At 71.6% G+C, this 23,729-nt stretch carries 22 protein-coding genes; 15 read left to right on the top strand and 7 right to left on the bottom strand.

Going from position 1 to position 23,729, the window contains the following annotated elements:
• Positions 1-43: 43 nt before the first annotated feature.
• Together ITJ55_RS12385 and xylA are read right to left on the bottom strand one after the other, a co-directional pair.
• Positions 44-1,177, bottom strand: a complete 1,134-nt coding sequence (locus ITJ55_RS12385) for a glycosyltransferase (RefSeq protein WP_194595684.1) — start codon at positions 1,175-1,177, stop codon at positions 44-46.
• A 125-nt stretch (positions 1,178-1,302) separates the two neighbouring features.
• Positions 1,303-2,493, bottom strand: a complete 1,191-nt coding sequence (gene xylA / locus ITJ55_RS12380) for a xylose isomerase (RefSeq protein ID WP_194595683.1) — start codon at positions 2,491-2,493, stop codon at positions 1,303-1,305.
• A 154-nt stretch (positions 2,494-2,647) separates the two neighbouring features.
• Here xylA and ITJ55_RS12375 point away from each other — a divergent pair, with 154 nt between their 5' ends.
• Both ITJ55_RS12375 and ITJ55_RS12370 read left to right on the top strand, forming a co-directional pair.
• Complete coding sequence (locus ITJ55_RS12375) at positions 2,648-3,436, top strand: ThuA domain-containing protein (RefSeq protein ID WP_194595682.1); 789 nt, start codon at positions 2,648-2,650, stop codon at positions 3,434-3,436.
• A 31-nt stretch (positions 3,437-3,467) separates the two neighbouring features.
• Positions 3,468-4,694, top strand: a complete 1,227-nt coding sequence (locus tag ITJ55_RS12370) for an ROK family protein (RefSeq protein WP_194595681.1) — start codon at positions 3,468-3,470, stop codon at positions 4,692-4,694.
• A 245-nt stretch (positions 4,695-4,939) separates the two neighbouring features.
• On the opposite strand, the gene ITJ55_RS12365 is transcribed toward ITJ55_RS12370, so the two are convergent.
• From ITJ55_RS12365 to ITJ55_RS12355, 3 genes are all read right to left on the bottom strand, one after another.
• Positions 4,940-5,662 (bottom strand): metal-dependent transcriptional regulator, encoded by a 723-nt coding sequence (locus ITJ55_RS12365; RefSeq protein ID WP_194595680.1) that lies wholly within the window; start codon positions 5,660-5,662, stop codon positions 4,940-4,942.
• 89 nt (positions 5,663-5,751) lie between these two features.
• Positions 5,752-7,269, bottom strand: coding sequence for an FGGY family carbohydrate kinase (locus ITJ55_RS12360; RefSeq protein ID WP_194595679.1), 1,518 nt, complete (start codon positions 7,267-7,269; stop codon positions 5,752-5,754).
• Positions 7,270-7,326: 57 nt separating this feature from the next.
• A complete protein-coding gene (locus tag ITJ55_RS12355; RefSeq protein ID WP_194595678.1) occupies positions 7,327-8,286 on the bottom strand; it encodes a sugar-binding transcriptional regulator in 960 nt (319 codons plus the stop codon).
• Positions 8,287-8,487: 201 nt separating this feature from the next.
• On the opposite strand from ITJ55_RS12355, the gene ITJ55_RS12350 reads away from it, so the two are divergent.
• The 8 genes from ITJ55_RS12350 (at position 8,488) to ITJ55_RS12315 (ending at position 16,782) form a co-directional block, all read left to right on the top strand.
• On the top strand, positions 8,488-9,813 hold the full coding sequence (locus ITJ55_RS12350) for a sugar ABC transporter substrate-binding protein (protein WP_194596034.1): 1,326 nt from the start codon (positions 8,488-8,490) through the stop codon (positions 9,811-9,813).
• A 2-nt stretch (positions 9,814-9,815) separates the two neighbouring features.
• Entirely contained in the window at positions 9,816-10,793 is a 978-nt protein-coding gene (locus ITJ55_RS12345; protein WP_194595677.1) for a carbohydrate ABC transporter permease, read from the top strand.
• Positions 10,790-11,716, top strand: a complete 927-nt coding sequence (locus ITJ55_RS12340; RefSeq protein ID WP_194595676.1) for a carbohydrate ABC transporter permease — start codon at positions 10,790-10,792, stop codon at positions 11,714-11,716. Before ITJ55_RS12345 ends, ITJ55_RS12340 begins: the two co-directional genes overlap by 4 nt.
• A 73-nt stretch (positions 11,717-11,789) precedes the next feature.
• Positions 11,790-13,313, top strand: coding sequence for a mannitol dehydrogenase family protein (locus ITJ55_RS12335; RefSeq protein WP_194595675.1), 1,524 nt, complete (start codon positions 11,790-11,792; stop codon positions 13,311-13,313).
• Between the two features lie 155 nt (positions 13,314-13,468).
• Complete coding sequence (locus ITJ55_RS12330) at positions 13,469-14,755, top strand: adenylosuccinate synthase (RefSeq protein WP_194595674.1); 1,287 nt, start codon at positions 13,469-13,471, stop codon at positions 14,753-14,755.
• Positions 14,756-14,819: 64 nt separating this feature from the next.
• Positions 14,820-15,245: an organic hydroperoxide resistance protein gene (locus ITJ55_RS12325; RefSeq protein ID WP_194595673.1), complete on the top strand. Its 426-nt coding sequence runs from the start codon at positions 14,820-14,822 to the stop codon at positions 15,243-15,245.
• Between the two features lie 119 nt (positions 15,246-15,364).
• Positions 15,365-15,724: a chorismate mutase gene (locus ITJ55_RS12320; protein ID WP_056260672.1), complete on the top strand. Its 360-nt coding sequence runs from the start codon at positions 15,365-15,367 to the stop codon at positions 15,722-15,724.
• Complete coding sequence (locus ITJ55_RS12315) at positions 15,721-16,782, top strand: beta-propeller fold lactonase family protein (RefSeq protein ID WP_194595672.1); 1,062 nt, start codon at positions 15,721-15,723, stop codon at positions 16,780-16,782. The genes ITJ55_RS12320 and ITJ55_RS12315 overlap by 4 nt, the downstream gene beginning before the upstream one ends.
• A 98-nt stretch (positions 16,783-16,880) precedes the next feature.
• Here the strand turns inward: ITJ55_RS12315 and ITJ55_RS12310 are convergent, their stop codons facing one another.
• On the bottom strand, positions 16,881-17,417 hold the full coding sequence (locus ITJ55_RS12310) for a TetR/AcrR family transcriptional regulator (RefSeq protein ID WP_228498511.1): 537 nt from the start codon (positions 17,415-17,417) through the stop codon (positions 16,881-16,883).
• A gap of 180 nt (positions 17,418-17,597) precedes the next feature.
• Here ITJ55_RS12310 and ITJ55_RS12305 point away from each other — a divergent pair, with 180 nt between their 5' ends.
• From ITJ55_RS12305 to ITJ55_RS12285, 5 genes are all read left to right on the top strand, one after another.
• Positions 17,598-19,142, top strand: coding sequence for an MFS transporter (locus tag ITJ55_RS12305; protein ID WP_194595670.1), 1,545 nt, complete (start codon positions 17,598-17,600; stop codon positions 19,140-19,142).
• Between the two features lie 164 nt (positions 19,143-19,306).
• A complete protein-coding gene (locus ITJ55_RS12300) occupies positions 19,307-20,392 on the top strand; it encodes a 3-isopropylmalate dehydrogenase (protein WP_194595669.1) in 1,086 nt (361 codons plus the stop codon).
• A gap of 8 nt (positions 20,393-20,400) precedes the next feature.
• Positions 20,401-21,534 carry a branched-chain amino acid aminotransferase gene (locus tag ITJ55_RS12295; protein WP_194595668.1) on the top strand — a complete coding sequence of 378 codons (1,134 nt, stop codon included), beginning with the start codon at positions 20,401-20,403 and terminating at the stop codon, positions 21,532-21,534.
• The gene (locus ITJ55_RS12290; RefSeq protein ID WP_194595667.1) at positions 21,531-22,301 is read left to right on the top strand and encodes a fumarylacetoacetate hydrolase family protein; all 771 of its coding nucleotides are present in this window, start codon (positions 21,531-21,533) and stop codon (positions 22,299-22,301) included. The genes ITJ55_RS12295 and ITJ55_RS12290 overlap by 4 nt, the downstream gene beginning before the upstream one ends.
• A 9-nt stretch (positions 22,302-22,310) precedes the next feature.
• Positions 22,311-23,327: a putative sulfate exporter family transporter gene (locus ITJ55_RS12285; protein ID WP_194595666.1), complete on the top strand. Its 1,017-nt coding sequence runs from the start codon at positions 22,311-22,313 to the stop codon at positions 23,325-23,327.
• Positions 23,328-23,459: 132 nt separating this feature from the next.
• On the opposite strand, the gene ITJ55_RS16055 is transcribed toward ITJ55_RS12285, so the two are convergent.
• Positions 23,460-23,729, bottom strand: a 270-nt coding sequence (locus ITJ55_RS16055) for a hypothetical protein (RefSeq protein ID WP_228498509.1), incomplete at its 5' end; no start/stop codon positions are given.

The raw sequence follows: 23,729 nt of genomic DNA, 5'->3' as shown, positions 1-23,729 counted from the left end.
TCTTGCACACCCCTGTGCAAGTTATCGGGACGTGACCGATCGATCAGCGCGGGCGGGGCAGGGTCGCTCGCAGCGCCTCCTCGTAGGCGTCGCAGACCGACTGCCAGGTGTAGGCGTCCGCGGCGCGGGCCAGGGCGGCGGCGCTCAGGCGCTCCTGCTCGACGGGGTCGTCGAGCAGGGCGGTCACGGCCGCGGCGATGGCCGCGGGCTCGGGCGCGACGAGGGTGCCGGCGCCGTCGAGCACCTCGCGGTTGTAGACCGTGTCGCGGGCGACGACGGGGGCCCCGGCGAACATGGCCTGCACCAGGGCGGGGTTCGTGCCGCCGACGCTGTGACCGTGGAAGTACGCGCCGGCGTGCTGCCAGAGCGCGTGCAGGCGGTCGTCGTCGCTGACGTGGCCGAGCCAGGTCACGCGGTCGTTCTCGTCGGCCAGGCGACGCACGAGGTCGTCGAGTTCTCCGCCGTATCCGGTCGAGCCGACGATCACGACGTGGTGGCGTTCGGCGACGGTGCGGGCCGCCTCGACGAACTCGACGACGGTGTTCTCGGGCACGAACCGGGCGACGACCAGAGCGTAGCCGCGGTGCGTCTGGCCGGGCTCGACCGGCAGCTCACGGACGGGGTCGCCGCCGTAGGGGATGAACAGGCCCTCGACGCCGAAGTCGGCCTGCCAGCGCCGCACGATCTCACGGGCGTCGCAGATCAACCCGTTCGCGAACCGGGCGCTGGCCTTGGCCCCCAGGCGGAACACCGTCTTAGCGGCCCGGCCCCACTTCGCGCGCTCCCACTCGATTCCGTCGACGTTCACGAGCACGGGGATGCCCCGCAGCCTCAGCAGCGGCAGCCAGAACCCGTTCGCGACGTTCATCACGAGCGCCGCGTCGGGGCGTCGCACGAGCGCATCCAGCACGGCGGTCAGGCCGTAGCTCAACGTGCTGAGCGACTTGCTCTCGACGCCCTTCGTCAGGCGCGACACGACGCGGCGGTCGCGGGCCGGGTCGTCGTCGCGGGTCGAGCCGTCGCGACCGTAGACCGTGACGTCCCAGCCCGCGTCCACCAGGGCGGGGGCGATGCGACGGACGGCGGTCTCGAAGCCTCCGTAGTAGCTGGGGTAGCCGCGGGTGCCGATCACGGCGACGGAGGGGCGGCCGGAGCTGCGGCGGGGGCGTGCGGGCATTCGGGTGTCCGTTCGGTCGGGGTGCTCAGCACGCTAGCGCACCCCGGCGCGGCGGCGACGAGACGCGACATGCCGCCCGCGTCCGAGGACGGGGCGGCATGTCGCGACGGGTGGGAACCGAGGGGTCAGCGGGCGTTCATGAGGTGCTCGAGGGCGAGCTGCTGCAGGCGCACGAAGCCGTAGCCGTGACCGCCGAAGTGGGCGTCGGCGTCGAAGTCCTCGTACGAGGCACGGTCGGCGAGCAGCTGCTCGTAGCCCTCACCGTCGGCGAGGGTGTTCACCGACAGCTCGGCGACCTGGCTGGCGACCAGCGCCTCCTGCACCTCGGGGTCGGCGCGGAACGCCTGCGCGCGCTCCTTGAGCAGCAGGTACATGCGCATGTTGGCCGCCGCGCTCTCCCACACGCCCTCGATGGTCTCGGTGCGCGAGGGCTTGTAGTCGAAGTGGCGCGGGCCGTCGTAGGTCGGGCCGCCCTGGGGCGAGCCGTGCTCGAGCAGGTCGACGAGCGAGAAGGCGTTCTGCAGGTCGCCGTGGCCGAAGACGAGGTCCTGGTCGTACTTGATGCCGCGCTGGCCGTTGAGGTCGATGTGGAAGAGCTTGCCCTGGTAGAGCGCCTGGGCGATGCCGGCCGTGAAGTTCAGCCCGGCCATCTGCTCGTGGCCGACCTCGGGGTTCACGCCGGCCATCTCGGGGTGCTCGAGCGTCTCGATGAAGGCGATCGCGTGGCCCAGGGTCGGCAGCAGGATGTCGCCGCGGGGCTCGTTGGGCTTGGGCTCGATCGCGAAGCGCAGGTCGTAGCCCTTGTCGAGCACGTACTGCGAGAGCATGTCGACGCCCTCCTTGTAGCGCGAGAGGGCGGCCTGCACGTCTTTCGCGCTGTCGTACTCGGCACCCTCGCGGCCGCCCCACATCACGAAGGTCTTCGCCCCGAGCTCGGCGGCGAGGTCGATGTTGCGCAGCACCTTGCGCAGCGCGAAGCGGCGGACGCCGCGGTCGTTCGAGGTGAAGCCGCCGTCCTTGAAGACCGGGGCGCTGAACAGGTTCGTGGTGACCATGGGCACGACGATGCCGGTCGCGTCGAGCGCGCCCTTGAGGCGGTCGATCTGCTTCTGGCGTTCGGCGTCGGTCGATCCGAAGGCGAAGAGGTCGTCGTCGTGGAAGGTCAGGCCGTACGCGCCCAGGCGGTCGAGGTTCTCGACGGCCTCGACCACGTCGAGCTGGGGGCGCGTGGGTCCGCCGAAGGGGTCCGAGCCGTTGTATCCGATCGTCCAGAGGCCGAACGAGAACTTGTCGTCGCGGGTGGGGGTGGTCGCCATGGTGTCTCCTCATCGTCGAGTGCGTTTGTTGCGAGTACGAACATATCCGCGTGCGGCCTGTCTGGCAAGGGGGCGATCGCGTCCGTTCCGAGATCGCCGCCCCGCGTACCGTGGACCCGTGCCGGGCAGGCGCCCGGCGACGAGGGGAGCGGACATGACACGGACGGCACTCGTCGTACGCGGCGGCTGGCCCGGCCACGATCCGGTGGGCGCGACCGACCTCTTCGTGCCCTTCCTCGAGCGGGCCGGCTTCGACGTCGACCTGCGAGACGGCCCCGACGCCTACGCGGACGCCGCGCTGATGGCCGGCGTCGACCTCGTGCTGCAGTGCGTCTCGATGGGCTCGATCGAGCCCGAGGCCACCGCGGGCCTGCGGGCCGCCGTCGCCGCGGGCACCGGCCTGGCGGGCTGGCACGGGGGCGTCGTCGACTCGTTCCGCGCGGACGCCGACTACCTGCACCTGGTCGGGGCCCAGTTCGCCGCACACCCCGGCCGCCCCGCGGGCGAGCGACGGCACGACGGTCACGACGCCTTCGTGCCGCACACGATCCGGTTCACCGAGGCCGCCCGCGACCACCCGATCACCCGCGGCCTCACCGACTTCGAGCTCGTCACCGAGCAGTACTGGCTGCTGCACGACGACCTCCTCGACGTGCTGGCCACGACGACCCGGGAGGCGCGGGTCGGCGACCCCTGGAGTCGTCCCGTCACCTCGCCCGCCGTCTGGACGCGCCACTGGGGCCGCGGTCGCATGGCGGTCGTCACACCGGGGCACTCGGTCGACGTGCTCGAGCACCCGACGGTGCGGACCCTGGTGGAGCGCAGCCTGCTCTGGGCGGCACGCGACGGTACGGCCGTGCGCGACGGCTCGACCGTGCGCGACGACGCGGTGGCGTCGGGTGGCGACGCAGCACCGGGCGACGGTCGTCGGCCGGGCCGCTAGCCTCGGTCGAGAACCCAGGAGGCACGAGACGATGGCAGACCCCACGCCGGCGCCGACCGCCACGCCGTCCCCGTCGCCCGACCTCGGGGCACGCTTCGACCGCGTGCGTCGGGCCAACCTCGCGACCGTGCTCGCGCTCGTCCACGTCGACGGGCCCGCGTCCCGGTCGGCCCTGACCCAGACGACCGGGCTCAACCGGTCGACGATCGCGGCCCTGGTCGGTGAACTGGTCGAGCTCGGGCTCGTCGTCGAGAGCGACCCCGTCGGCAGCAACAAGGTCGGGCGCCCGAGCCCGGTCGTCACCCCGAGCGCGCGGGTCGTCGCCCTGACCGTCAACCCCGAGATCGACGCCGTCACGGTCGGCGTGGTCGGCCTCGACGGCGCCGTCCAGCACCGGGTGCGACACGAGACCGTCGACGTGCCGACGGCGTCCGACGCCGCGCGCGTCGCGGCCGCCGTGATCGCCGACCTCCGGGCAGCGACGCTGGCGCCCGACGTGCGGCTGGTCGGGGTGGGGGTCGCCGTGCCGGGCCTGGTCGACGCCGCCGGGGGGGTCGTGCGTCTCGCCCCGCACCTCGGGTGGGTCGACGAACCGTTCGCCGCCGTGCTGGCCTCGGCCACCGGGCTGCCCACCGAGGCGGCCAACGACGCGTCGCTCGGCGCGATCGCCGAGGGCCGCTTCGGGGCGGGCCGCGGCGTCGACGACCTGGTCTTCCTGAACGGCGGTGCCAGTGGCGTCGGCGGAGGGGTCCTGCTCGGCGGCCGGCCCATGACCGGCGTCGGCGGTTACGCCGGCGAGATCGGCCACACCCTGGTCAACTCGGCCGGTCGGGTGTGCCACTGCGGAGCCGTCGGGTGCCTCGAGACCGAGGTCGGTCAGGCCCGGTTGCTCGCCGTCACCGGGCTCGACCGCGGTCAGGCCGACCGGCTCGACGCGGCGCTCGCCGGTGCCGAGCCCGGGTCGCCCGTCGCGGTCGAGGTCCGACGACAGATCGACTTCCTGGCCGTCGCCCTGCGCGGCGTCGTCAACGCGTTCAACCCCGAGTTGATCGTGCTCGGGGGGTTCCTCGGGTCGCTGCACGCGGCCGACCCCGACCGCCTGGCCGAGCGGGTCCGCTCGCAGTCCCTGCCCGGCGCCCGAGACGGCGTCCGGCTCGTCCGCGCTGCGCTCGGTGCCGACCGTCTGACCATCGGCGCCGCCGAGCTCGCCTTCGCGTCGGTGCTGGCCGACCCGGCCTCCGCCGCCCGCGCCTCCTGACCCGTCCGCGCCTCCCGACCCGGCCGCGCCTCCTGGCCCGGCCGCGCCTCCTGGCCCGGCCGCGCCTCCTGGCCCGGCCGCGCCTCCTGGCCCGGCCGCGCCTCCTCTGCCCGCGCCCCCGGCCCGCATCCCGCCACGAAGTAAACGGTCCGCCACGGAATTGCGTGGCGGACTGTTTATTTCGTGGCGGCTAGGCGCCGAGACCTGCAGGCAGGCAGGCAATCGGGCGGCACCACCCGCCGCGCTCAGGCGTGTGTGTGCGGCTCCGAGTTCGCCCACACCGACGCGGCGGCGACCCCGGCCAGCTCGACGCTGCCGACCGCCCGGTCGTGGGCGTCGGTCAGGACGACCTGCAGCGATCCGGCGTAGTCGCGGCGCTCGCCGACCCGCACGTGGGCGCCGACCCGCAGGTCGAGCGAGCTGAGGTAGCGCAGCAGTTCGGGTTCGTCGTCCGAGACGCGCACGACGAAGCCGCACTCGCCCTCGACGAAGTCGCCCAGCGGGTGGGCGGGCGGTCGCACGACCGTGCCGTCGGCCGCCGGGATGGGGTCGCCGTGCGGGTCGGCCGTCGGGTGCCCGAGCTCGACGTCGAACCGGTCGAGCAGCCGGTCGCTGACCGCGTGCTCGAGCACCTCGGCCTCGTCGTGGACCTCGTCCCAGCCGTAACCCAGCCGTTCGACGAGGTACGTCTCGATCAGGCGGTGCCGCCGGACCATCGAGACCGCGATGGCCCGACCCTTCTCGCTGAGCGCGATGCGCCGGTAGGGCTCGTAGTCGAGGTAGCCGTCGCGGTCGAGCTTGCGCAGGTTGCCCGAGACGGTCGAGGCGCTGACCCCGAGGGTGGCGGCGATCTCGTTGGTCGAGATGCCGGAGTCGGCAGCCTCGTCCGCCCACTCCTCGGCCTTCCAGATGACCTTGAGGTAGTCCTCGGCCATGGTCGTGCGCGTGCTGGCCGGGTCGCTGGGCATGGCCCGATCCTATGCGGCGCGCCCCGCGCCTCCTGCCCGGACCGTTCCCCTCGCGGCACCCGCGCCTCCTGCGCCGCGGTGGCCGCCGGTCACGGTCGCGGCAGCGAACCCAGCCCCTGCGCCGCCCGGTAGCGCTCGCCGACGGCGGGTCGCAGGTCGGACTCGAAGGAGGCGCTGGTCGCCGGAGCCCAGGTCGGTCGCGTCCCCGAGAGGGCCCAGCCCGCCTGCCGTGCCGCTCCGTCGGCGACGTACTCGCCGGGTTCGGGCACGACGACCGGCAGGTCGAACACCTGGCGGGCGACGGCCTGGACCGCGGGGTTCAGGGCGGCCCCGCCGATGATGAGCACCCGGCTGGCCTCGACCCCCTGTCGGCGGACCGCGGCGGCGCCGTCGGCCAGGGCCGACAGCATGCCCTCGACGGCGGCCCGGGCCAGGTTCTCGCGGGTCGAGCCGGCGAGGGTCAGGCCCGAGAGCGTGGCCGTGGCGTCGGGCAGGTCGGGGGTGCGCTCGCCCTCGAAGTAGGGCACGAGCGTGACGCCACCGGCGCCCGGTTCGGCCGCGAGCGCGAGCCGGGACAACTCGTCGTGGTCGACGCCCAGCAGTCCGCCGATCGACGACAGCACGCGGGCGGCGTTCAGCGTGGCGATCAGCGGGAGGTAGCCGCCGGCGGCGTCGGCGAAGCCGGCCACCGTGCCGCTCGGGTCGGTGACGGGCCGGTCGGTCACCGCGAACGCCGTGCCGCTGGTGCCGATGCTGATCACGAGGTCGCCGACGGTGGCGTCGAGCCCGAGCGCGGCACCGGCGTTGTCGCCCGCGCCGGCGCCCACCACGATGCCGGCCGGGACCGCCCCGTTCGCGACGGTCGTGCCCGCGGCCACGTCGGCCTGCAGCACGCGCGGCAACACGACGAGCCCGTCGGCACCGGCGTCGGCACCGGCCTGCCGGGCGCCGACGGCCTCGCGAGCCGCGCGACCGAAGGCGTGCTCGAACAGGTCGAGGTCGTAGCCCTCGTCGGCGGGGCTCCAGTACGAGGTGCCGCTGGCGTCCGAGCGGTCGGTGACCAGGGCGTCGAGGTCGGGACCGAGCGGGCTCTCGTCGGCGGGGCCGAAACCGAGGAGGCGCCAGGTCAGCCAGTCGTGCGGCAGGGCGACCGCAGCGACTCGCGCCGCGGCCTCGGGCTCGGCGTCGCGCAGCCAGCGCAGCTTCGTCGCGGTGAACGAGGCGACGGGCACCGACCCCGTGCGCCGGGCCCAGGCGTCCGCGCCGAGCTCGGCGATCAGGTCGCGGGCGGCCGGGGCGCTGCGGGTGTCGTTCCAGAGCAGCGCGTCGCGGACGACGCGGCCGTCGGCGTCGAGGGCGACGAGCCCGTGCTGCTGCCCGGCGACCGAGAGGGCCGCGACGTCGTCGAGACCGCCGGCGTCCTCGATCGCCGTGAGCAGCGCCTCCCACCAGGCGGCCGGGGGCACCTCGGTGCCTCCGGGGTGCTTGGCCGACCCCTGTCGGACGAGTTCGCCCGTCGAGAGGTCACGGACGACGACCTTGCAACTCTGCGTGGACGAGTCCACTCCGGCCACCAGGGTCGTGGTGGGGGTCTGTTCTGTCGTCACGGGCAACTCCTCTTCGAGTCTCGGATCAGTGGCATCGCGGTCGATGCGCGCAGGCGTTCACGGGGTGGGATCGAGCAGCTCGATCAGCGCCTCGGCAAGCGTAGTGTCCACGATCAGGTGCGTGACGAATCCGGCGTGGGCCGACGCGACGACGGCCTCGGCCCGGCCGGCCCCGTGCGCGACCGCGATCACCTGCGGGGTGCGGGCCAGCTGGTCGAACCGGACGCCGATCAGTCGGTCGTCGAGGGACGTGGTCACCGGTCGGCCCGCGGCGTCGAAGAGTCGACCCGAGATCTCGCCGACGGCTCCGGCGGCGTCGGCCTCGTCACGGTCGGCGGCCCCGACCTTCTCCCAGACGCTCGATTCGCCGCGCCGCCAGCCGCCCACGGCGACCACGGCCAGGTCGAGGTGGTCGGCCCGTTCGAGTGCCTCGGCGATCTCGGGCTGTCGCATCAGATCGCGGGCGGTCGAGGCCTTGTCGACGACCAGCGGGGCGTGGATCGGCATGGTGGTGATCTCGGGCGAGGAGCCCAGGGTGCCGATCACCTGGGGCAGGGTGCCCGACCCGACCACCTGCAGGGCGCCGGCCAACTGGACGATCGTGCACGGAGGGAGGTCGGGCATCGATCGTGCGGCGAGGTCCATCGTGCGCGACCACGAGATGCCCACGGTGGTCCGGGGGCGCAAGGTGTGGGTCAGTGCCGCCATGACGGCGATCCCGATGCGTTCTCCTGCCTGCTGCCCGGTCGTCCCGGTGACGTCGACGACCTGGACGCGTTCGATGCCGAGCAGGCGGGCGAGGTCGTCGTCGCGCGACGGGCGTCGTGGGTCGTTGATCTCGATCGAGACGACGCCGTGGTCGCGGGCGCTGCGCAGCAGTTTCGCGACCTGGAACCGGCTGAGGCCGAACCGGGCCGCGAGGTCGACCTTCGAACGGTCGTCCACGTAGTAGGCGCGAGCCAGGTCGGCCATCAGGATCCGCTGATCGCGGTCGGGGCCGGGCACGTGACGCTCCATGGGGCTGCTTTCTCGAGGTGGTGCTCATTCTGTCTCATCTGAGCCCCCTTGCACATCTGTCGAGCGCATGTCAGACTCCTGCACATCTGAGGAGGCGCGCTCATCTGAGCGCCGATCATCGCCTCGCCGACGCACCGCTCGATCACGACCAATGGAGGTCCCGTGAGATCAGTCAACCGAGCCAGCAAGCTCACGATCGCGATGTCGGTGGGCGTCGCAGCAGCCCTCGGGCTCAGCGCCTGCGGAGGGGCCGGCGGCTCGTCGGCGTCCGGCGGTGACCAAGAGGTCAACGTGCTGATGGTCAACAACCCGCAGATGATCGACCTGCAGAAGCTGACCGCCGACTCGTTCACGAAGGACACCGGCATCGAGGTCAACTACACGGTCCTGCCCGAGAACGACGTCCGGGCCAAGATCAGCCAGGAGTTCTCGAGCCAGGCAGGTCAGTACGACGTCGCGTCGCTGAGCAACTACGAGGTGCCGAGCTACTCGGCGAACGGGTGGCTCACGCCCCTCGACGACACCGTCGCGGCGTCGAGCGACTTCGACCAGAGCGACATCCTCGAGCCCATGACGAAGGCGCTGACGGGGGAGGACGGCAAGCTCTACGCCGAGCCCTTCTACGGCGAGTCGTCGTTCCTCATGTACCGCACCGACGTCTTCGAGAAGGCCGGCGTGACGATGCCCGAGAACCCCACCTGGCAAGAGGTCGCCGACCTCGCCGCACAGGTGGACGGCGTCGAGGACGGCATGAAGGGCATCTGCCTGCGCGGCCAGCCCGGCTGGGGGCAGATCTTCGCCCCGTTGACCACGGTGGTGAACACGTTCGGTGGCACCTGGTTCGACGAGGACTGGGACGCCCAGGTCGACAGCCCGGAGTTCGCCGCGGCGGTCGACTTCTACGTCAAGCTCGTCCAGGAACACGGCGAGTCCGGCGCCCCGCAGGCCGGCTTCACCGAGTGCCTCAACAACCTGCAGCAGGGCAAGGTCGCCATGTGGTACGACGCCACCAGCGCCGCCGGCAGCCTCGAGGCCGACGACTCGCCCGTGAAGGGCAAGATCGGCTACGCCGCCGCGCCGGTCGTCGAGACCGACAGCTCGGGCTGGCTCTACACCTGGGCCTGGGGAATCCAGAAGGCAGGCAAGAACCAGGACGCCGCCGCGAAGTTCGTCGAGTGGGCTTCGAGCAAGGAGTACGAAGAGCTCGTCGCCGAGAAGATCGGCTGGTCGAGCGTCCCGGCCGGCAAGCGGGCCAGCACCTACGACAACCCTGACTACCAGGCCGCTGCCGCGCCCTTCTACCAGCAGACCGAGGACGCGATCACGAGCGTCGACCCCGACAACCCCGGTGTGCAGCCCCGCCCGGCACCCGGCATCCAGTTCGTCGCCGTGCCCGAGTTCGCCGACATGGCCACTCAGGTCTCGCAGGACGTGAGTGCCGCGATCGCCGGCCAGCAGACCGTCGAGGAGGCGCTGTCCACCGGGCAGGGACTGGCCGAGAAGGTCAGCGAGAAGTACCAGGAGTAGCCATGACCGCCACCGTCGAAGCACCGGCTCCACACGAGCCCCGGCCCTCGGCCCCGGGCTTCCGCACCCCTCGCAAGGATGCGGCAGCCCTGGCCAGGGCCGGGGCGTGGGCCCGCCGGGCCCCGCTGCTGCCCGCCCTGATCTTCGTGATCGCCGTCACGCAGGTGCCGTTCGTCATCACGATCATCGTGTCGTTCGTCAGCTGGAACTCGCTGTACCCGAACGACGTCGCCTTCGGCGGCCTCCAGAACTACGTGAACGTCTTCACCGACGCCAACATGAGGGCATCGGTCGTGACGACGATCGTCCTGACCGTGACCGTCGTGCTCGTGAGCCTGGTGCTCGGGATGGTCGTCGCGATGCTGCTCGACCGCAGCTTCTTCGGTCGTGGCGTGGTGAGGACGATCATGATCGCGCCGTTCCTCGTCGTGCCCGTCGCGGCGGCGCTCGTCTGGAAGCACGCCCTGTTCAACCCCGAGTACGGCTTGTTCAACGGTGCGCTGACCTGGTTCTTCGGTCTCTTCGGGGCCACGGCCCCGCAACCGGACTGGATCACGAACAACCCGCTGATCGCGGTCGAGGCCGCGCTGATCTGGCAGTGGACGCCGTTCATGATGCTGATCCTGCTGGCCGGGCTGCAGAGCCGCCCCCTCGACGTCATCGAGGCCGCCCGGGTCGACGGGGCGTCCGGGTGGCAGGTGTTCCGCTTCATGACGTTGCCGCACATGCGTCGCTACCTCGAGCTCGCGGCCCTGCTCGGTTCGATCTACATCGTCCAGAACTTCGACGCCGTGTTCACCATCACCTCGGGCGGACTCGGCACCGCGAACCTGCCCTACACGATCTACCAGCAGTTCTTCCAGGCGCACGACTACGGCGCGGCCTCGGCTGCCGGTGTGGTCGTCGTGATCGGGACGATCGTCATCGCGACCTTCGCCCTGCGCAGCGTCTCCACGCTTCTCAAGGAGGAGAACCGATGACCGCACCGACCCTGGACCGACCCGCGACCGTGGTGCCCCGGAGGTCCCGGCCGACCCGCGCCTCCTCGGCTCCCGGCGTGCTGGCCGGCCGCAGTCGCCGCGGCCGGGCCGGCAGCGCCGTGCTCGGACTCGTCGCCTGGCTCGTCGGCCTCGCGTTCTTCGCGCCCGTCGCCTGGATGGTCCTGACCAGCCTGCACAGCGAGACCGACGCCGCGACCAATCCCCCCTCGATCCTCGCGCCGTTGACGCTCGACGGCTACGCGAACTTCTTCGGGGCGAACTCGGGGGCCAGCCCCTGGCCGCCGCTCATCAACAGCGCGTCGGCGTCGATCCTGTCGACGCTGCTGGTGCTCGTGTTGGCCCTCCCGGCCGCGTACGCGCTGAGCATCCGGCCCGTGCAGAAGTGGTCCGACGTGATGTTCTTCTTCCTCTCGACGAAGATGCTGCCGATGGTGGCCGGGCTGCTTCCGATCTACCTGATCGCGTCCCGCCTCGGCGCCCTCGACAGCGTCGGGCTGCTGATCGTGCTGTACACGTCGATGAACCTGCCGATCGCGATCTGGATGCTGCGGTCGTTCCTGTCCGAGATCCCCGTCGAGATCCTCGAGGCCGCGGCGATAGACGGAGCGAGCCTGCCCTCGATCTTCCGCCGCATCATCGTGCCCATCTCGGGCCCCGGACTGGCCGCCACAGCCCTGATCTGCTTCATCTTCAGCTGGAACGAGCTGCTGTTCGCCAGCGTGCTGACCAGCACGCAGGCGTTCACGGCCCCGGTGTTCCTCACGAGCTTCGTCACGAGTCAGGGGTTGTTCCTCGCCCAGGTCTGCGCCGCCGCCGTCGCCGTGTCGTTCCCGGTGCTCGTCGCCGGCTTCGCCGCTCAGGACAAGCTCGTCCAAGGGCTCTCGCTCGGCGCCGTCAAATGACCCGCGCCCCCTCGTCACCGCCGACCGGCCGTCGGCACCGCCCGCACCGCCCGCACCACGTCAGGAGAACCTCATGACCGACACCCACGCCCCCGTCACCCCCGTCGTGCTGTCGCCCGACACGCTCGACGCGGTCGCCACCACCGGCGTCGCCGTGCCGGGCTACGACCGCACCGGCCTCACGGCCGGCATCGTCCACTTCGGCGTCGGCGGGTTCCACCGCGCGCACCAGGCGATGGTGATCGACCGTCTGCTCGCCGCGGGCGAGGCCCGGGACTTCGCGATCTGCGGAGTCGGCGTGCTCGAGCAGGACCGCCGCATGAAAGAGGTGATGGACGCCCAGGGCGGCCTCTACACGCTCGTCCTGAAGCACCCCGACGGGCGCCGTGAGGCCCGGGTGATCGGCAGCATCGTCGAGTACCTGCTCGCGGTCGACGACCCCGAGGGCGTCGTCGAGAAGATGGCCTCGCCCGAGACGAGGATCGTGTCGCTCACCGTGACCGAGGGCGGGTACAACTTCCACCACGTCACGGGCGAGTTCGACGAGACGAACCCCGCCGTCCGCTCCGACCTCGAGGCGGTCGCGGCGGGCGGCTCCCCGCACACGACCTTCGGCCTCGTGACGGCGGCCCTGCAGCGTCGTCGTGAGCGAGGCATCGAGCCGTTCACGGTGATGTCGTGCGACAACATCCCCGGCAACGGGCACGTGGCGAAGAAGATGTTCTCGGCCTACGCCGCACTCGTCGACCCCGAGCTGGCGACGTGGATGCGCGAGTCCGTCTCGTTCCCGAACTGCATGGTCGACCGCATCACCCCGGTCACGAGCGACGACGACCGTGCCGAGGTGCGCGAGGGCCTCGGCATCGACGACGCCTGGCCCGTCGTCGCCGAGCCGTTCTTCCAGTGGGTGCTCGAAGACGACTTCCCCCTCGGGCGGCCGCCGTACGAGGACGCCGACGTGCAGCTGGTCGACGACGTCGAGCCCTACGAGTTCATGAAGCTGCGCCTGCTCAACGCCAGCCACCAGGGGCTCTGCTACTTCGGCTACCTCTCGGGGTACCGCTACGCGCACGAGGCCACGACCGACCCGGCGATCGCGGGCTTCCTGCGGGACTACATGGACCTCGAGGCCACGCCCACGCTGCCCGAGGTGCCCGGCATCGACCTCGACGACTACAAGGCGACCCTGATCGAGCGGTTCCAGAACCCCGAGGTGCGTGACACCCTGGCGCGCCTGTGCGCCGAGTCGAGCGACCGCATCCCCAAGTGGCTGCTGCCCGTCGTGCGCGAGAACCTCGCGGCCGGCGGCGACGTGCGGCGGTCCGCGGCGATCGTGGCCAGCTGGGCGAGGTACGCCGAGGCGGTCGACGAGCAGGGCGACCCGATCACCATCGTCGACCGGCTCGCGGACCGGCTGACCGCGGCGGCGCTGACCCAGCGAGACGACCGGCTGGCCTTCCTCCGCGACCGCGAGGTCTTCGGCGACCTCGTCGACGACGATCGCTTCACCTCCGCGTACCTCGACGCCCTCGACCAGCTGATCGCCGACGGGGCGCACGCGACCGTCGAGCGCCTCGCGGCGCTGCCCCGGGGCTGAGACGCGAGCCCAGGAGGCGCGGCGCGGGTCCTCGAGACCGGCGCCGCGCCTCCTCGGCGTGCGTCCCGCGACCGCCACCGGGCGGGCCGGACGCGGCTGCCGGTAGACTCAAGTGCACCTCACCCGGTGCGTTCCCCCGACGTGAGGAGAAACCCGTGCCAGCAGTGGTGATCATCGGAGCCCAGTGGGGCGACGAGGGCAAGGGCAAGGCCACCGACCTGTTGTCGAGCCGCATCGACTACGTCGTGAAGTTCAACGGCGGCAACAACGCGGGCCACACGGTGGTGATCGGCGACCAGAAGTACGCGCTGCACCTGCTGCCCTCCGGCATCCTCTCGCCCGGCGTCACGCCCGTCATCGGCAACGGCGTCGTCGTCGACATCGAGGTGCTCTTCGACGAGCTCGACGCGCTGATCGCCCGCGGCATCGACGTCTCGCGGCTGCGGGTCAGCGCCAACGCGCACGTCATCACGCACTACCACCGCACCCTCGACAAGGTGACCGAGCGGTTCCTGGGCAAGCGCCAGATCGGCACGACGGGTCGCGGCATCGGCCCGACCTACGCCGACAAGATCAACCGCGTCGGCATCCGCGTGCAAGACATCTTCGACGAGGGCATCCTGCGACAGAAGGTCGAGGCGGCCCTCGACCAGAAGAACCACCTGCTGGTCAAGATCTACAACCGCCGCGCGATCGAGGTCGACGAGGTCGTCGAGTCGCTGCTGTCGTACGCCGAGCGCCTCAAGCCGATGGTCGCCGACACCGCGCTCGAGATCCACCAGGCGCTCGAGGCCGACAAGACCGTGCTGTTCGAGGCGGGTCAGGCGACCATGCTCGACGTCGACCACGGCACGTACCCGTTCGTCACCTCGTCGTCGGCGACCGCCGGCGGGGCCTCGACCGGTTCGGGCATCGGCCCGGGCCGCATCGAGCGGGTCATCGGCATCGTCAAGGCGTACACGACTCGCGTCGGTGCCGGTCCGTTCCCGACCGAGCTGTTCGACGCCTCGGGTGAGTTCTTGCGGGCCAACGGCTTCGAGTTCGGCACGACCACGGGTCGCCCGCGCCGCTGCGGGTGGTACGACGCCCCCATCGCGCGCTACACGGCCCGCATCAACGGCGTCACCGACTTCGTGCTCACCAAGCTCGACGTGCTGACCGGCCTCGAGACGATCCCGGTCTGCGTGGCGTACGACGTCGACGGCGTCCGTCACGACGAGGTGCCCGTCTCGCAGAGCGACTTCCACCACGCGACGCCGATCTACGAGGAGTTCCCCGGCTGGAGCGAAGACATCACCGGTGCGCGCGAGTTCGACGACCTGCCGAAGGCCGCCCGAGACTACGTGCTCGCCGTCGAGGCGATGAGCGGCGCCCGCATCTCGGCCATCGGCGTCGGCCCCGGCCGCGACGCCATCGTGCAGCGTCACGACCTGCTCGGCTGAGCCGCGCTACCACACACACCCGCCACCGAGCCAACTCCCAGAATCTAGGTATGGTCTTCTCCTCATGACACTCGACATCGCCTACACCGCCATCGCCCACGCCACCGGCGGGGGTCGTGACGGCCACGTCCGCAGCGAAGACGACCGACTCGACTTCGACACGCGTCCGCCGAAAGAGCTGGGCGGTTCGGGCGAGGGCACCAACCCCGAGCAGCTGTTCGCCGCGGGCTTCGCCGCCTGCTTCCTCAGCGCCATGCACGGCGCGGGCAAGAAGCTCGGCGTCGACACCACCGGCGCCGAGGTCTCGGCGAGCGTCGGCATCGGCGGCAACGGCGAGGGCGGGTTCGGCCTCGCCGTCGAACTCGACATCTACACGCCGAACGTCGAGCCCGAGCGTCGTCAAGAGCTCGCCGACGCGGCGCACCACGTGTGCCCGTACTCGAACGCCACGCGCGGCAACGTCGAGGTCACGCTGACGCTGGTCGACTGACCACGCCCGGCCGGCCCGGCCGAGAAGGAGGCGCGTCCTGCGAGAGCGGGACGCGCCTCCTTCGTCCGTGGGCGGTCCGTCGGCGGCCCCGTCGCCGGGGTCGCCGATAGGGTCGGTGCATGGCACTCGACAGTCCTCTCGGGGCGGACAGCCCCCTCAGCTCGGCCGACCAGGGCGCGATCGACGAGCTCTCGGGCATCCGTCAGAGCATCGACAACATCGACGCCGCGCTCGTGCACATGCTCGCCGAGCGGTTCAAGTACACGCAGTCCGTGGGCCTGCTCAAGGCGGCGGCGGGCATGCCGGCCAGCGATCCCGAGCGCGAGCGCGTGCAGATCCAGCGCTTGCGCCGCCTGGCCGAAGAGGCCCAGCTCGACCCGGCCTTCGCCGAGTCGTTCTTGAACTTCATCGTCGCCGAGGTGATCCACCACCACGAGCGCATCGCTGCCGGCGACGACCTCGGCACGGGCCGGTCGTGACCGACGCCCGGGCGGACGCCCCGCAGCGGCTCTACGTCGGGTCGTACACGGCGGTCAGCGGCGGCCACGGCACCGGCATCACGGTGCTCGAGCGCTCGCGATCCGACGGGCGCTGGCAGGCCGGGCAGGTCGTCGAGGCCGACGACCCGTCGTTCCTCGTCGTCACCGAGGGGGCGCTGCACGCCGTCGCCGAGACGACCGAGGGGCGCGTGCTGTCGTACACGATCGCGGCCGGCCGGCTGGTCGAGGCCGGCGTCGCCGCCTCCGGTGGGGCGTCGCCGTGCCACATCGCGCACGACCGGGCTTCGAACGCGCTGCTCGTGGCGAACTACGTCGGCGGCACCTTCGGCGTGCTGAGCTCCGAGGCCACCGACCCCGCACGCGTCACCGCGACGGTGGCGCTCCCGGCGGGTTCGGGCCCGGTCGCCGACCGTCAGGGCGGGCCGCACGCCCACCAGATCGTGCCGACCCCGTGGGGCACGCACCTCGTCAGCGACCTGGGCACGGACCGGCTGATCGAGATCGCCGTCGACACCGTGACGCTCGAGCCGTCGGTCGTCGCCGTCCACCCGATGCCCGCCGGTTCGGGCCCCAGGCACCTCGACCGGCTCGGCGACGACCTGCTCGTCGTGGGCGAGCTCGACGCGCGCCTGTACGTGGTCCGTCGTCAGGGTGACGAGCTCGTCGTCGCGTACTCGGTCCCCGTCGTCGAGGGCGAGCCGAACGAGCAGGGCGACCTCCCGTCGCACCTCGCCGTGCACGGCTCGCGCGTGTACGTCGCCACCCGGGGCCGCGACACGATCAGCGTGCTCGAGGCGTCGGTCGACGCCGAGGGCGGCTCGGACGGTGCCGAGCCCTCGCGGCTCCGCCTGGTCGGCCAGGTGCCCTGCGGTGGTGCGTGGCCCCGCCACTTCGCCATCGCCGACGGGCTGCTCTACTGCGCCAACCAGGGGTCCGACACCGTCTCGGTGCTGCCCCTCGACGACGCGACCGGCCTGCCCGGTGCCCCCGTCGACCTGTTCACGACCGGCAGTCCCGCCTGCATCGTCGCCGTCTGACCGCCGAGGGCACGAGAAGCCCACAAGGAGCCCCCTCGTCAGCAGGGGTCTCGGCTCTCGCGAGGCGTCGGGCGGGCCGGGCCTGCAGGAGGCACGGGTCAGCTCCGCGGCACGAGCCGCTGCAGCACGGCGATGACGTCGTCGATCGACGCGTCGTGCCGCGGGTCGCCACCCGAGTCCACCGGTGAGAACGGTCGCGGCGTGAAGTAGAGCCCGTCCGACACGAGCGACACCACCCGGGCGACCGCGGGGTCGCCGACGGCGTCGAGCACGACCTGGTGCCAGCGGGCCTGCATCGCGGTCAGGGCCTCGAGGGCTCGCGGGTGTCGGCCGCTGGCCGCCAGGTTCGAGACGGCTGTGATGCAGCGGTCGAGCGGGTCGTCGGCGGGGATGGTGGCCGGTGACGACGTGCGGACGAAGTAGTCGACGACCCCCTCCGGCGCGCTGGTCATCGCGGCCACGTCGTCGTCGAGCAGGGTCGTGAGCCGGTCGACGAGGCCGTCGACCAGGGCCTCCCGCGTCGGGAAGTGGTACAGCAGGCCGCCCTTCGAGACGCCGGCGGCGGCGGCCACGGCGTCGAAGGTCGCGGCGCGCTCGCCCTCGTCGACGACGAGCGTCTCGAACGTGTCGAGCATCGATCCTCGGGCTGACGGTCGGGGACTCATTCTGTTACTGTACCGTCTGGACGGTGTAACTGTACCGTCCGGACGGTCAGCGCCCGCGCCTCCTGCCCCCGGCGGGCGGTCGGCGCACGCGGCGCCCACCAGCCGACCGTCCCGCCAGGCACCCCACCGGACCGATCTCGAGAGAGCACCATGACCCGCCCCGTCCCCGTCCCGACCACCACCCCGACCGGCGTCCCGCCCCGCGCCGGGCGGCGACAGTGGGCCGCACTGGTCGTCCTGATGCTGCCGGTGCTGCTCGTGTCGGTCGACAACACGGTGCTGAGCTTCGCCCTGCCCGAGATCTCGACCGCCCTGCAGCCGAGCGCCGCGGGGCAGCTCTGGATCGTCGACGTGTACTCGCTCGTCCTGGCCGGCCTGCTGGTGGCGATGGGGTCGATGGGCGACCGCTTCGGTCGTCGCAAGCTGCTGCTCATCGGGGCGAGCGGCTTCGCCGTCGTCTCGGTGCTCGCGGCCTTCTCGACCAGCGCCGAGCAGTTGATCGCCGCCCGCGCCGTGCTGGGCTTCTTCGGGGCCATGATCATGCCGGCGACGCTGTCGCTGCTGCGCAGCACCTTCCTCGACCGCGAACAGCGTCGCCTCGCCATCGCCGTCTGGGCGTCGGGATTCGCCGCAGGGTCCGCCCTGGGGCCGATCGTCGGCGGCGTGCTGCTCGAGCACTTCGCCTGGGGCTCGGTCTTCCTCATCGCCGTGCCCGTGCTCGTTCCGCTCGTGATCGCGGGCCCGCTGCTGCTGACCGAGAGCCGCGACCCCGACCCCGGGCCGGCCGACCCGCTGTCGGTCGTGCTCTCGCTGGCGGCGATGGCACCGGTCGTCGCGGCGATCAAGCTGCTCGCGACGGACGGCCTCGTCTGGCCGGTCGTCGTGCTGGCGGTGGTCGGCGTCGGCTCGGGCTGGCTGTTCGTCCGCCGTCAGCTCGCCCGCCCCCGCCCGTTGCTCGACGTGCGCCTCTTCACCAACCCCGTGTTCGCCGGGTCGGTGATGGTCAACCTTCTCGCCGTCGTGGCGCTCGTGGCCTTCTTGTTCTTCACGACCCAGCACCTGCAGCTCGTCGTCGGACTGCGTCCGCTGCAGGCCGCGATGACGCTCGTCCCCGGCCTCGTCGTCATGATCCTCGCCGGCCTCGGCGTCGTGCGGGTCGTCCGATGGCTGCGCCCGCGCACCATCGTCGCGATCGGTCTGGCGTCGGCCGCCCTGGCCTACGCGGCGGTCTTCGCGACCGGTGCCGGAGCCCCGGTCGTCGTCTTCGTCGTGGCCTTCGCCTTCGTCGGTCTCGGCGTCGGAGCGGCCGAGACGATCTCGAACGACCTCATCATCGCGGCCGTGCCGCCGAACCGGGCGGGGGCGGCCTCGGCGGTGTCCGAGACCGCCTACGAGGTCGGTGCCGTGCTCGGCACCGCCGTGCTCGGCAGCATGCTGACCGCGATCTACCGCGGAGCCCTGGTCGTGCCGGAGGGGGTGCCGACCGAGGTCGGCGAGGCCGCCCGAGAGACCCTGGGAGGCGCGGTGGTGGTCTCGTCCGGGCTGCCCGACGACCTCGCGACGTCCCTCCTGCACGCCGCGACCGACGCCTTCGACCAGGGGCTCGTCGTCACGGCCGGCGTCGGGGCACTGGTGATGGTCGCCGCGGTGGTGGTCGCGCTCACGACCCTGCGCCGCGCCTCCTCGGCCGACTGAGGCCCCGCGTCGACCGGCACGCCCCGGTCCCGGGCCGACCGGCCACCGCGGTTCGCGTCGACCGGGCCACCCCGGCACGGGTGGACCGGCACGTCCCTCCGGGCCCCGCGGCCGCCGTGGCCGCGGGTAAAGTGTGGCGAGCCCCCCGAGACGCCAGGAGAACCATGCCCCGCACCGTCAGACTCGCCGCCATCCCCGGAGACGGCATCGGCCCCGAGGTCGTCGCCGAGGCGCTGAAGGTGCTCGAGGTCGCGGCAGGTGACGACGCGACGTTCGACGTGACGACGTTCTCGCTCGGTGCCACCCGCTACCTCGAGACGGGCGACATCCTCACCGACGCCGACCTGGCGGCCGTGGCGTCGCACGACGCGATCCTGCTCGGTGCCGTGGGGGGCGACCCGCGCGACCCCCGCCTGGCCGGGGGCATCATCGAGCGCGGTCTGCTGCTGAAGCTGCGTTTCGCGCTCGACCACTACGTGAACCTGCGGCCGACCAAGGTGTACCCGGGCGTGCCGTCGCCGCTCTCCTCGCCCGGCGAGGTCGACTTCGTCGTCGTCCGCGAGGGCACCGAGGGGCCCTACGTCGGCAACGGAGGCGCGCTGCGGCAGGGCACGCCGCACGAGATCGCGAACGAGGTCAGCGTCAACACGGCCTACGGCGTCGAGCGCGTCGTGCGGTTCGCCTTCGAGGAGGCCCGCAGCCGCCGGGGTCGACTGACCCTGGTGCACAAGACCAACGTGCTCGTGTTCTCGGGCAGCCTCTGGCAGCGCACCGTCGACGCCGTCGCGACCGAGTACCCCGACGTGACGGTCGACTACCAGCACGTCGACGCGGCCACCATCCACCTGGTCGTCGACCCGGCCCGGTTCGACGTCATCGTCACCGACAACCTCTTCGGCGACATCCTCACCGACCTCGCCGGCGCCATCAGCGGCGGCATCGGCCTCGCGGCCTCGGGCAACGTCAACCCCGACGGGGCCTTCCCGAGCATGTTCGAACCGGTGCACGGTTCGGCGCCCGACATCGCCGGCCAGCAGAGGGCCGACCCGACGGCGGCGATCCTGTCCGTCGCGCTGTTGCTCGAGCACCTGGGCCTGCCCGAAGCGGCCGCCCGCGTCACCCGGGCCGTCGACGGCGACATCGCCGACCGGGCGTCGCGCGACGCGTCGCTGCCGGCCCGCCGCACCGCCGAGATCGGCTCGGCGATCGCCGACCGCGTCCGCACCCCGTCCCCGTCTGCCTCCGCCTGAAGGGCATCATGACCACCACCGACCACGTCTCCGCCCCGACCGACGACCCGGCCGACTTCCCGTTGCAGTTCGAGCTGACGCCGTCCGAGACGGCCCGCGACGACGCCGAACGCGAGACCATCCTCAGCGACCCCGGCTTCGGCAAGCACTTCACCGACCACATGGTCACGATCGAGTGGACCCTCGCCGACGGGTGGCACGCGGCGTCCGTGCACCCGTACGGACCGCTGCAGCTCGACCCGTCCGCCTCGGTGCTGCACTACGCCCAAGAGATCTTCGAGGGCATGAAGGCCTACCGCCACGCCGACGGCTCGGTCTGGTCGTTCCGGCCCGACGCCAACGGTCGTCGCCTGCAGCGCTCGGCCCGCCGTCTCGCGCTGCCCGAGCTCAGCACCGACGACTTCGTCGAGTCGGTGCGCCAGCTCGTGCGGGCCGACCTCGACTGGGTGCCGTCGGCGCCCGAGACGAGCCTGTACCTGCGGCCGTTCATGATCGCCACCGAGGCCTTCCTCGGCGTCCGGGCCGCGCACGAGGTGTCGTACCACGTGATCGCGAGCCCGGCCGGGGCCTACTTCAGCGGCGGTGTCTCTCCCGTCTCGATCTGGCTCACCACGAACTACGCCCGCGCCGGCAAGGGCGGCACCGGGGCCGCCAAGACCGGCGGCAACTACGCGTCGTCGTTGCTGCCGCAGCAAGAGGCGTACGAGAACGGCTGCCAGCAGGTGCTGTTCCTCGACTCGTCCGAGAGTGCCTACATCGAAGAGCTCGGCGGCATGAACGTCGTGCTCGTGAAGAAGGACGGCACCCTCGTCACACCCGACAGCGACTCGATCCTCGAGGGCATCACGCGCGACTCGATCCTCGAGTTGGCCGAAGCGCGGGGCCACCGGGTCGAACGTCGACGCGTGACGATCGACGAATGGCGTGACGGCGTCGAGTCCGGCGACATTGTCGAGGTCTTCGCCTGCGGCACGGCCGCGGTCGTCGTCCCCATCGCCGAGCTCAAGGGCGAGGGCATCCACATCGGTTCGCCCGCCGCGTCCGGCGGCGAACTGACCATGTCGCTGCGTGACGAGCTGACCGACATCCAGTACGGCCGCCGTCCCGACGTCCACGGTTGGATGACTAGGCTCGACGCGTGAAGATCGCCCGTTTCGCCACGCCCGGAGAAGACCCCCGTTACGGCATCGTCGACGAGCGCGAGCTCATCGTCCTCGCTGGCGACCCGATGTACAGCGGGTACGAGACCACGGGCGAGCGCGTGTCGCTGCGGCAGGCGAAGCTGCTCGCGCCGGTCATCCCGCGCTCCAAGGTGGTGGGCGTCGGCCTGAACTACCAGGACCACGCCGACGAGCTCGGTCAGTCCGCGCCCGAGGCCCCGATCCTGTTCCTCAAGCCGAACACGACGGTGATCGGCTTCGGCGACTCGATCCAGTTGCCGCCCGACGTGGGGCGCGTCGACTTCGAGGGCGAGCTCGCCATCGTCATCGGCTCGATCGCCAAGCGCGTGAAGGCCGAGGACTACCAAGACGTGGTGTTCGGCTACACCGTGGCCAACGACGTCACGGCCCGCGACGTGCAGAACGCCGACGGGCAGTGGACCCGTGCGAAGGGTTACGACACCTTCCTGCCTCTCGGGCCCTACATCGAGAACGAGTTCGACTGGACCGACGCGACGATCGAGACCCGCGTCGACGGTGAGGTCATGCAGCGCGAGTCGACGATGCAGATGATCCACAAGATCCCCGAGCTGATCGAGTACGTCACCGAGGTCTTCACGCTCCTGCCCGGCGACGTCATCCTGACCGGCACGCCCTCGGGCATCGGCCCCTTCACGTCGGGCCAGACCGTCGAGGTCGCGATCTCGGGCCTCGGTTCGTTGATCAACCCCGCCAAGAACCGGGTCTAGGCCCGTCCGGTGAGCCCCTCCGCCGTCTCCTCGCCCTCGCGCGCGCAGTCGGTGCCGGGGCTCGTCGTCGCCGGGGCCGCCTACGGGGTGGCCTGGGTGCTGCACCTCCTGCTGCCGGCGGTGCCGGTGCTCACCTGGTGCGTCCTGCTCGGCATCGTCGTGGCCCAGGTCCGGCCCCTCCGCCCGCGACTCGACGGCAGCTGGAAGCCCGGACTCACCCTCGCGGCCAGACGTCTGCTGCGCATCGGGGTCGTCCTGCTCGGTCTGCAGCTCAGCCTGGTCGACGTCGCCGGCCTCGGCTGGGTGACGATCGTCGCCGTGGTCGCGATCCTGGGGCTGACCTTCGGAGTCACCTACGTGCTCGGCCGGTGGGCCCGGCTCCCCGGCGACCAGCCGCTCCTGTTGGCCGCCGGCTTCTCGATCTGCGGAGCCTCGGCCGTCGGGGCGATGAGCGCGGTGACGCGCGACCGCGGCAAGGACGCCGCGACCCCCGTCGCCCTCGTCACGCTCTTCGGCACCCTCGCCATCGCGGTCCTGCCCGTGATCGGCGGGTGGGTCGGCCTGACCGAGCTCGAGTTCGGTGCCTGGGTGGGGGCGAGCGTGCACGACGTCGGTCAGGTGGTGGCCACCGCGCAGACCGCCGGCGCCGCGGCACTCGCGGTCGCGGTGATCGTCAAGCTCACGAGGGTGTTGATGCTCGCGCCGATCGTCGCGATCACCTCGTCGGTCGTCCGCCGGCAGGGCGCCGACGGCGGAGCACGCCCGCCGGTCGTCCCGCTCTTCGTCGCGGGCTTCGCGGCCCTGGTGCTCGTCCGAACGCTGGTCCCCCTTCCGGAGGCGCTGCTCGCGACGGCGGGCACGGTCCAGTCGGTCCTGCTCGGGCTCGCACTCGTCGGCCTGGGGTCGAGCATCCGCCTCGAGGCCCTCGTCCGCACCGGTGGCCGCGCGGTGCTCGTCGGCCTGGCGTCCTGGATTGTCATCGCGTCGGTCTCGCTCGGGGCGGTGCTCGTTCTGCCGTTGGGCTGAGAACCCCGTACTTCCGGGCTTCCAGACCGCGACACGCCCGGGATGCACGGAGGTTTGGTCACACCCGCCAGGTCGTGTGTAAAGTAATCACTCGTCACCCCAAAGGTGCGGCGGAGCGAAGCTCCTCCGGCCTCAAGCGGGACCAGCTTCCAAGTCCTCGAGTTGCTTCACAGCCTCGGACCAAGCGAGTTGCGAACACTGAACAAGATGATGTAGAGTTACGGCTCGTTCCGCAAGGGACTTCGGCACGATCTCGACATCGTCGAACAGTGCAAAAAGGTTATACATCTGCCCAGGGCAAAAGTCTTCCAAGGCTGGGTCCCCGGTGCGTTTGGTCCTTGAGAACTCAACAGCGTGCACATTGTCAAATGCCAAATTATACCCTGGCATTGCTTGTGGCTT

The sequence above is a fragment of the Frigoribacterium sp. VKM Ac-1396 genome, assembly GCF_015350895.1.
Taxonomy (GTDB): domain Bacteria; phylum Actinomycetota; class Actinomycetes; order Actinomycetales; family Microbacteriaceae; genus Frigoribacterium.
The sequence above is the reverse complement of the archived record's forward strand: the minus strand, read 5'-3'. Positions and strand labels throughout refer to the sequence as shown.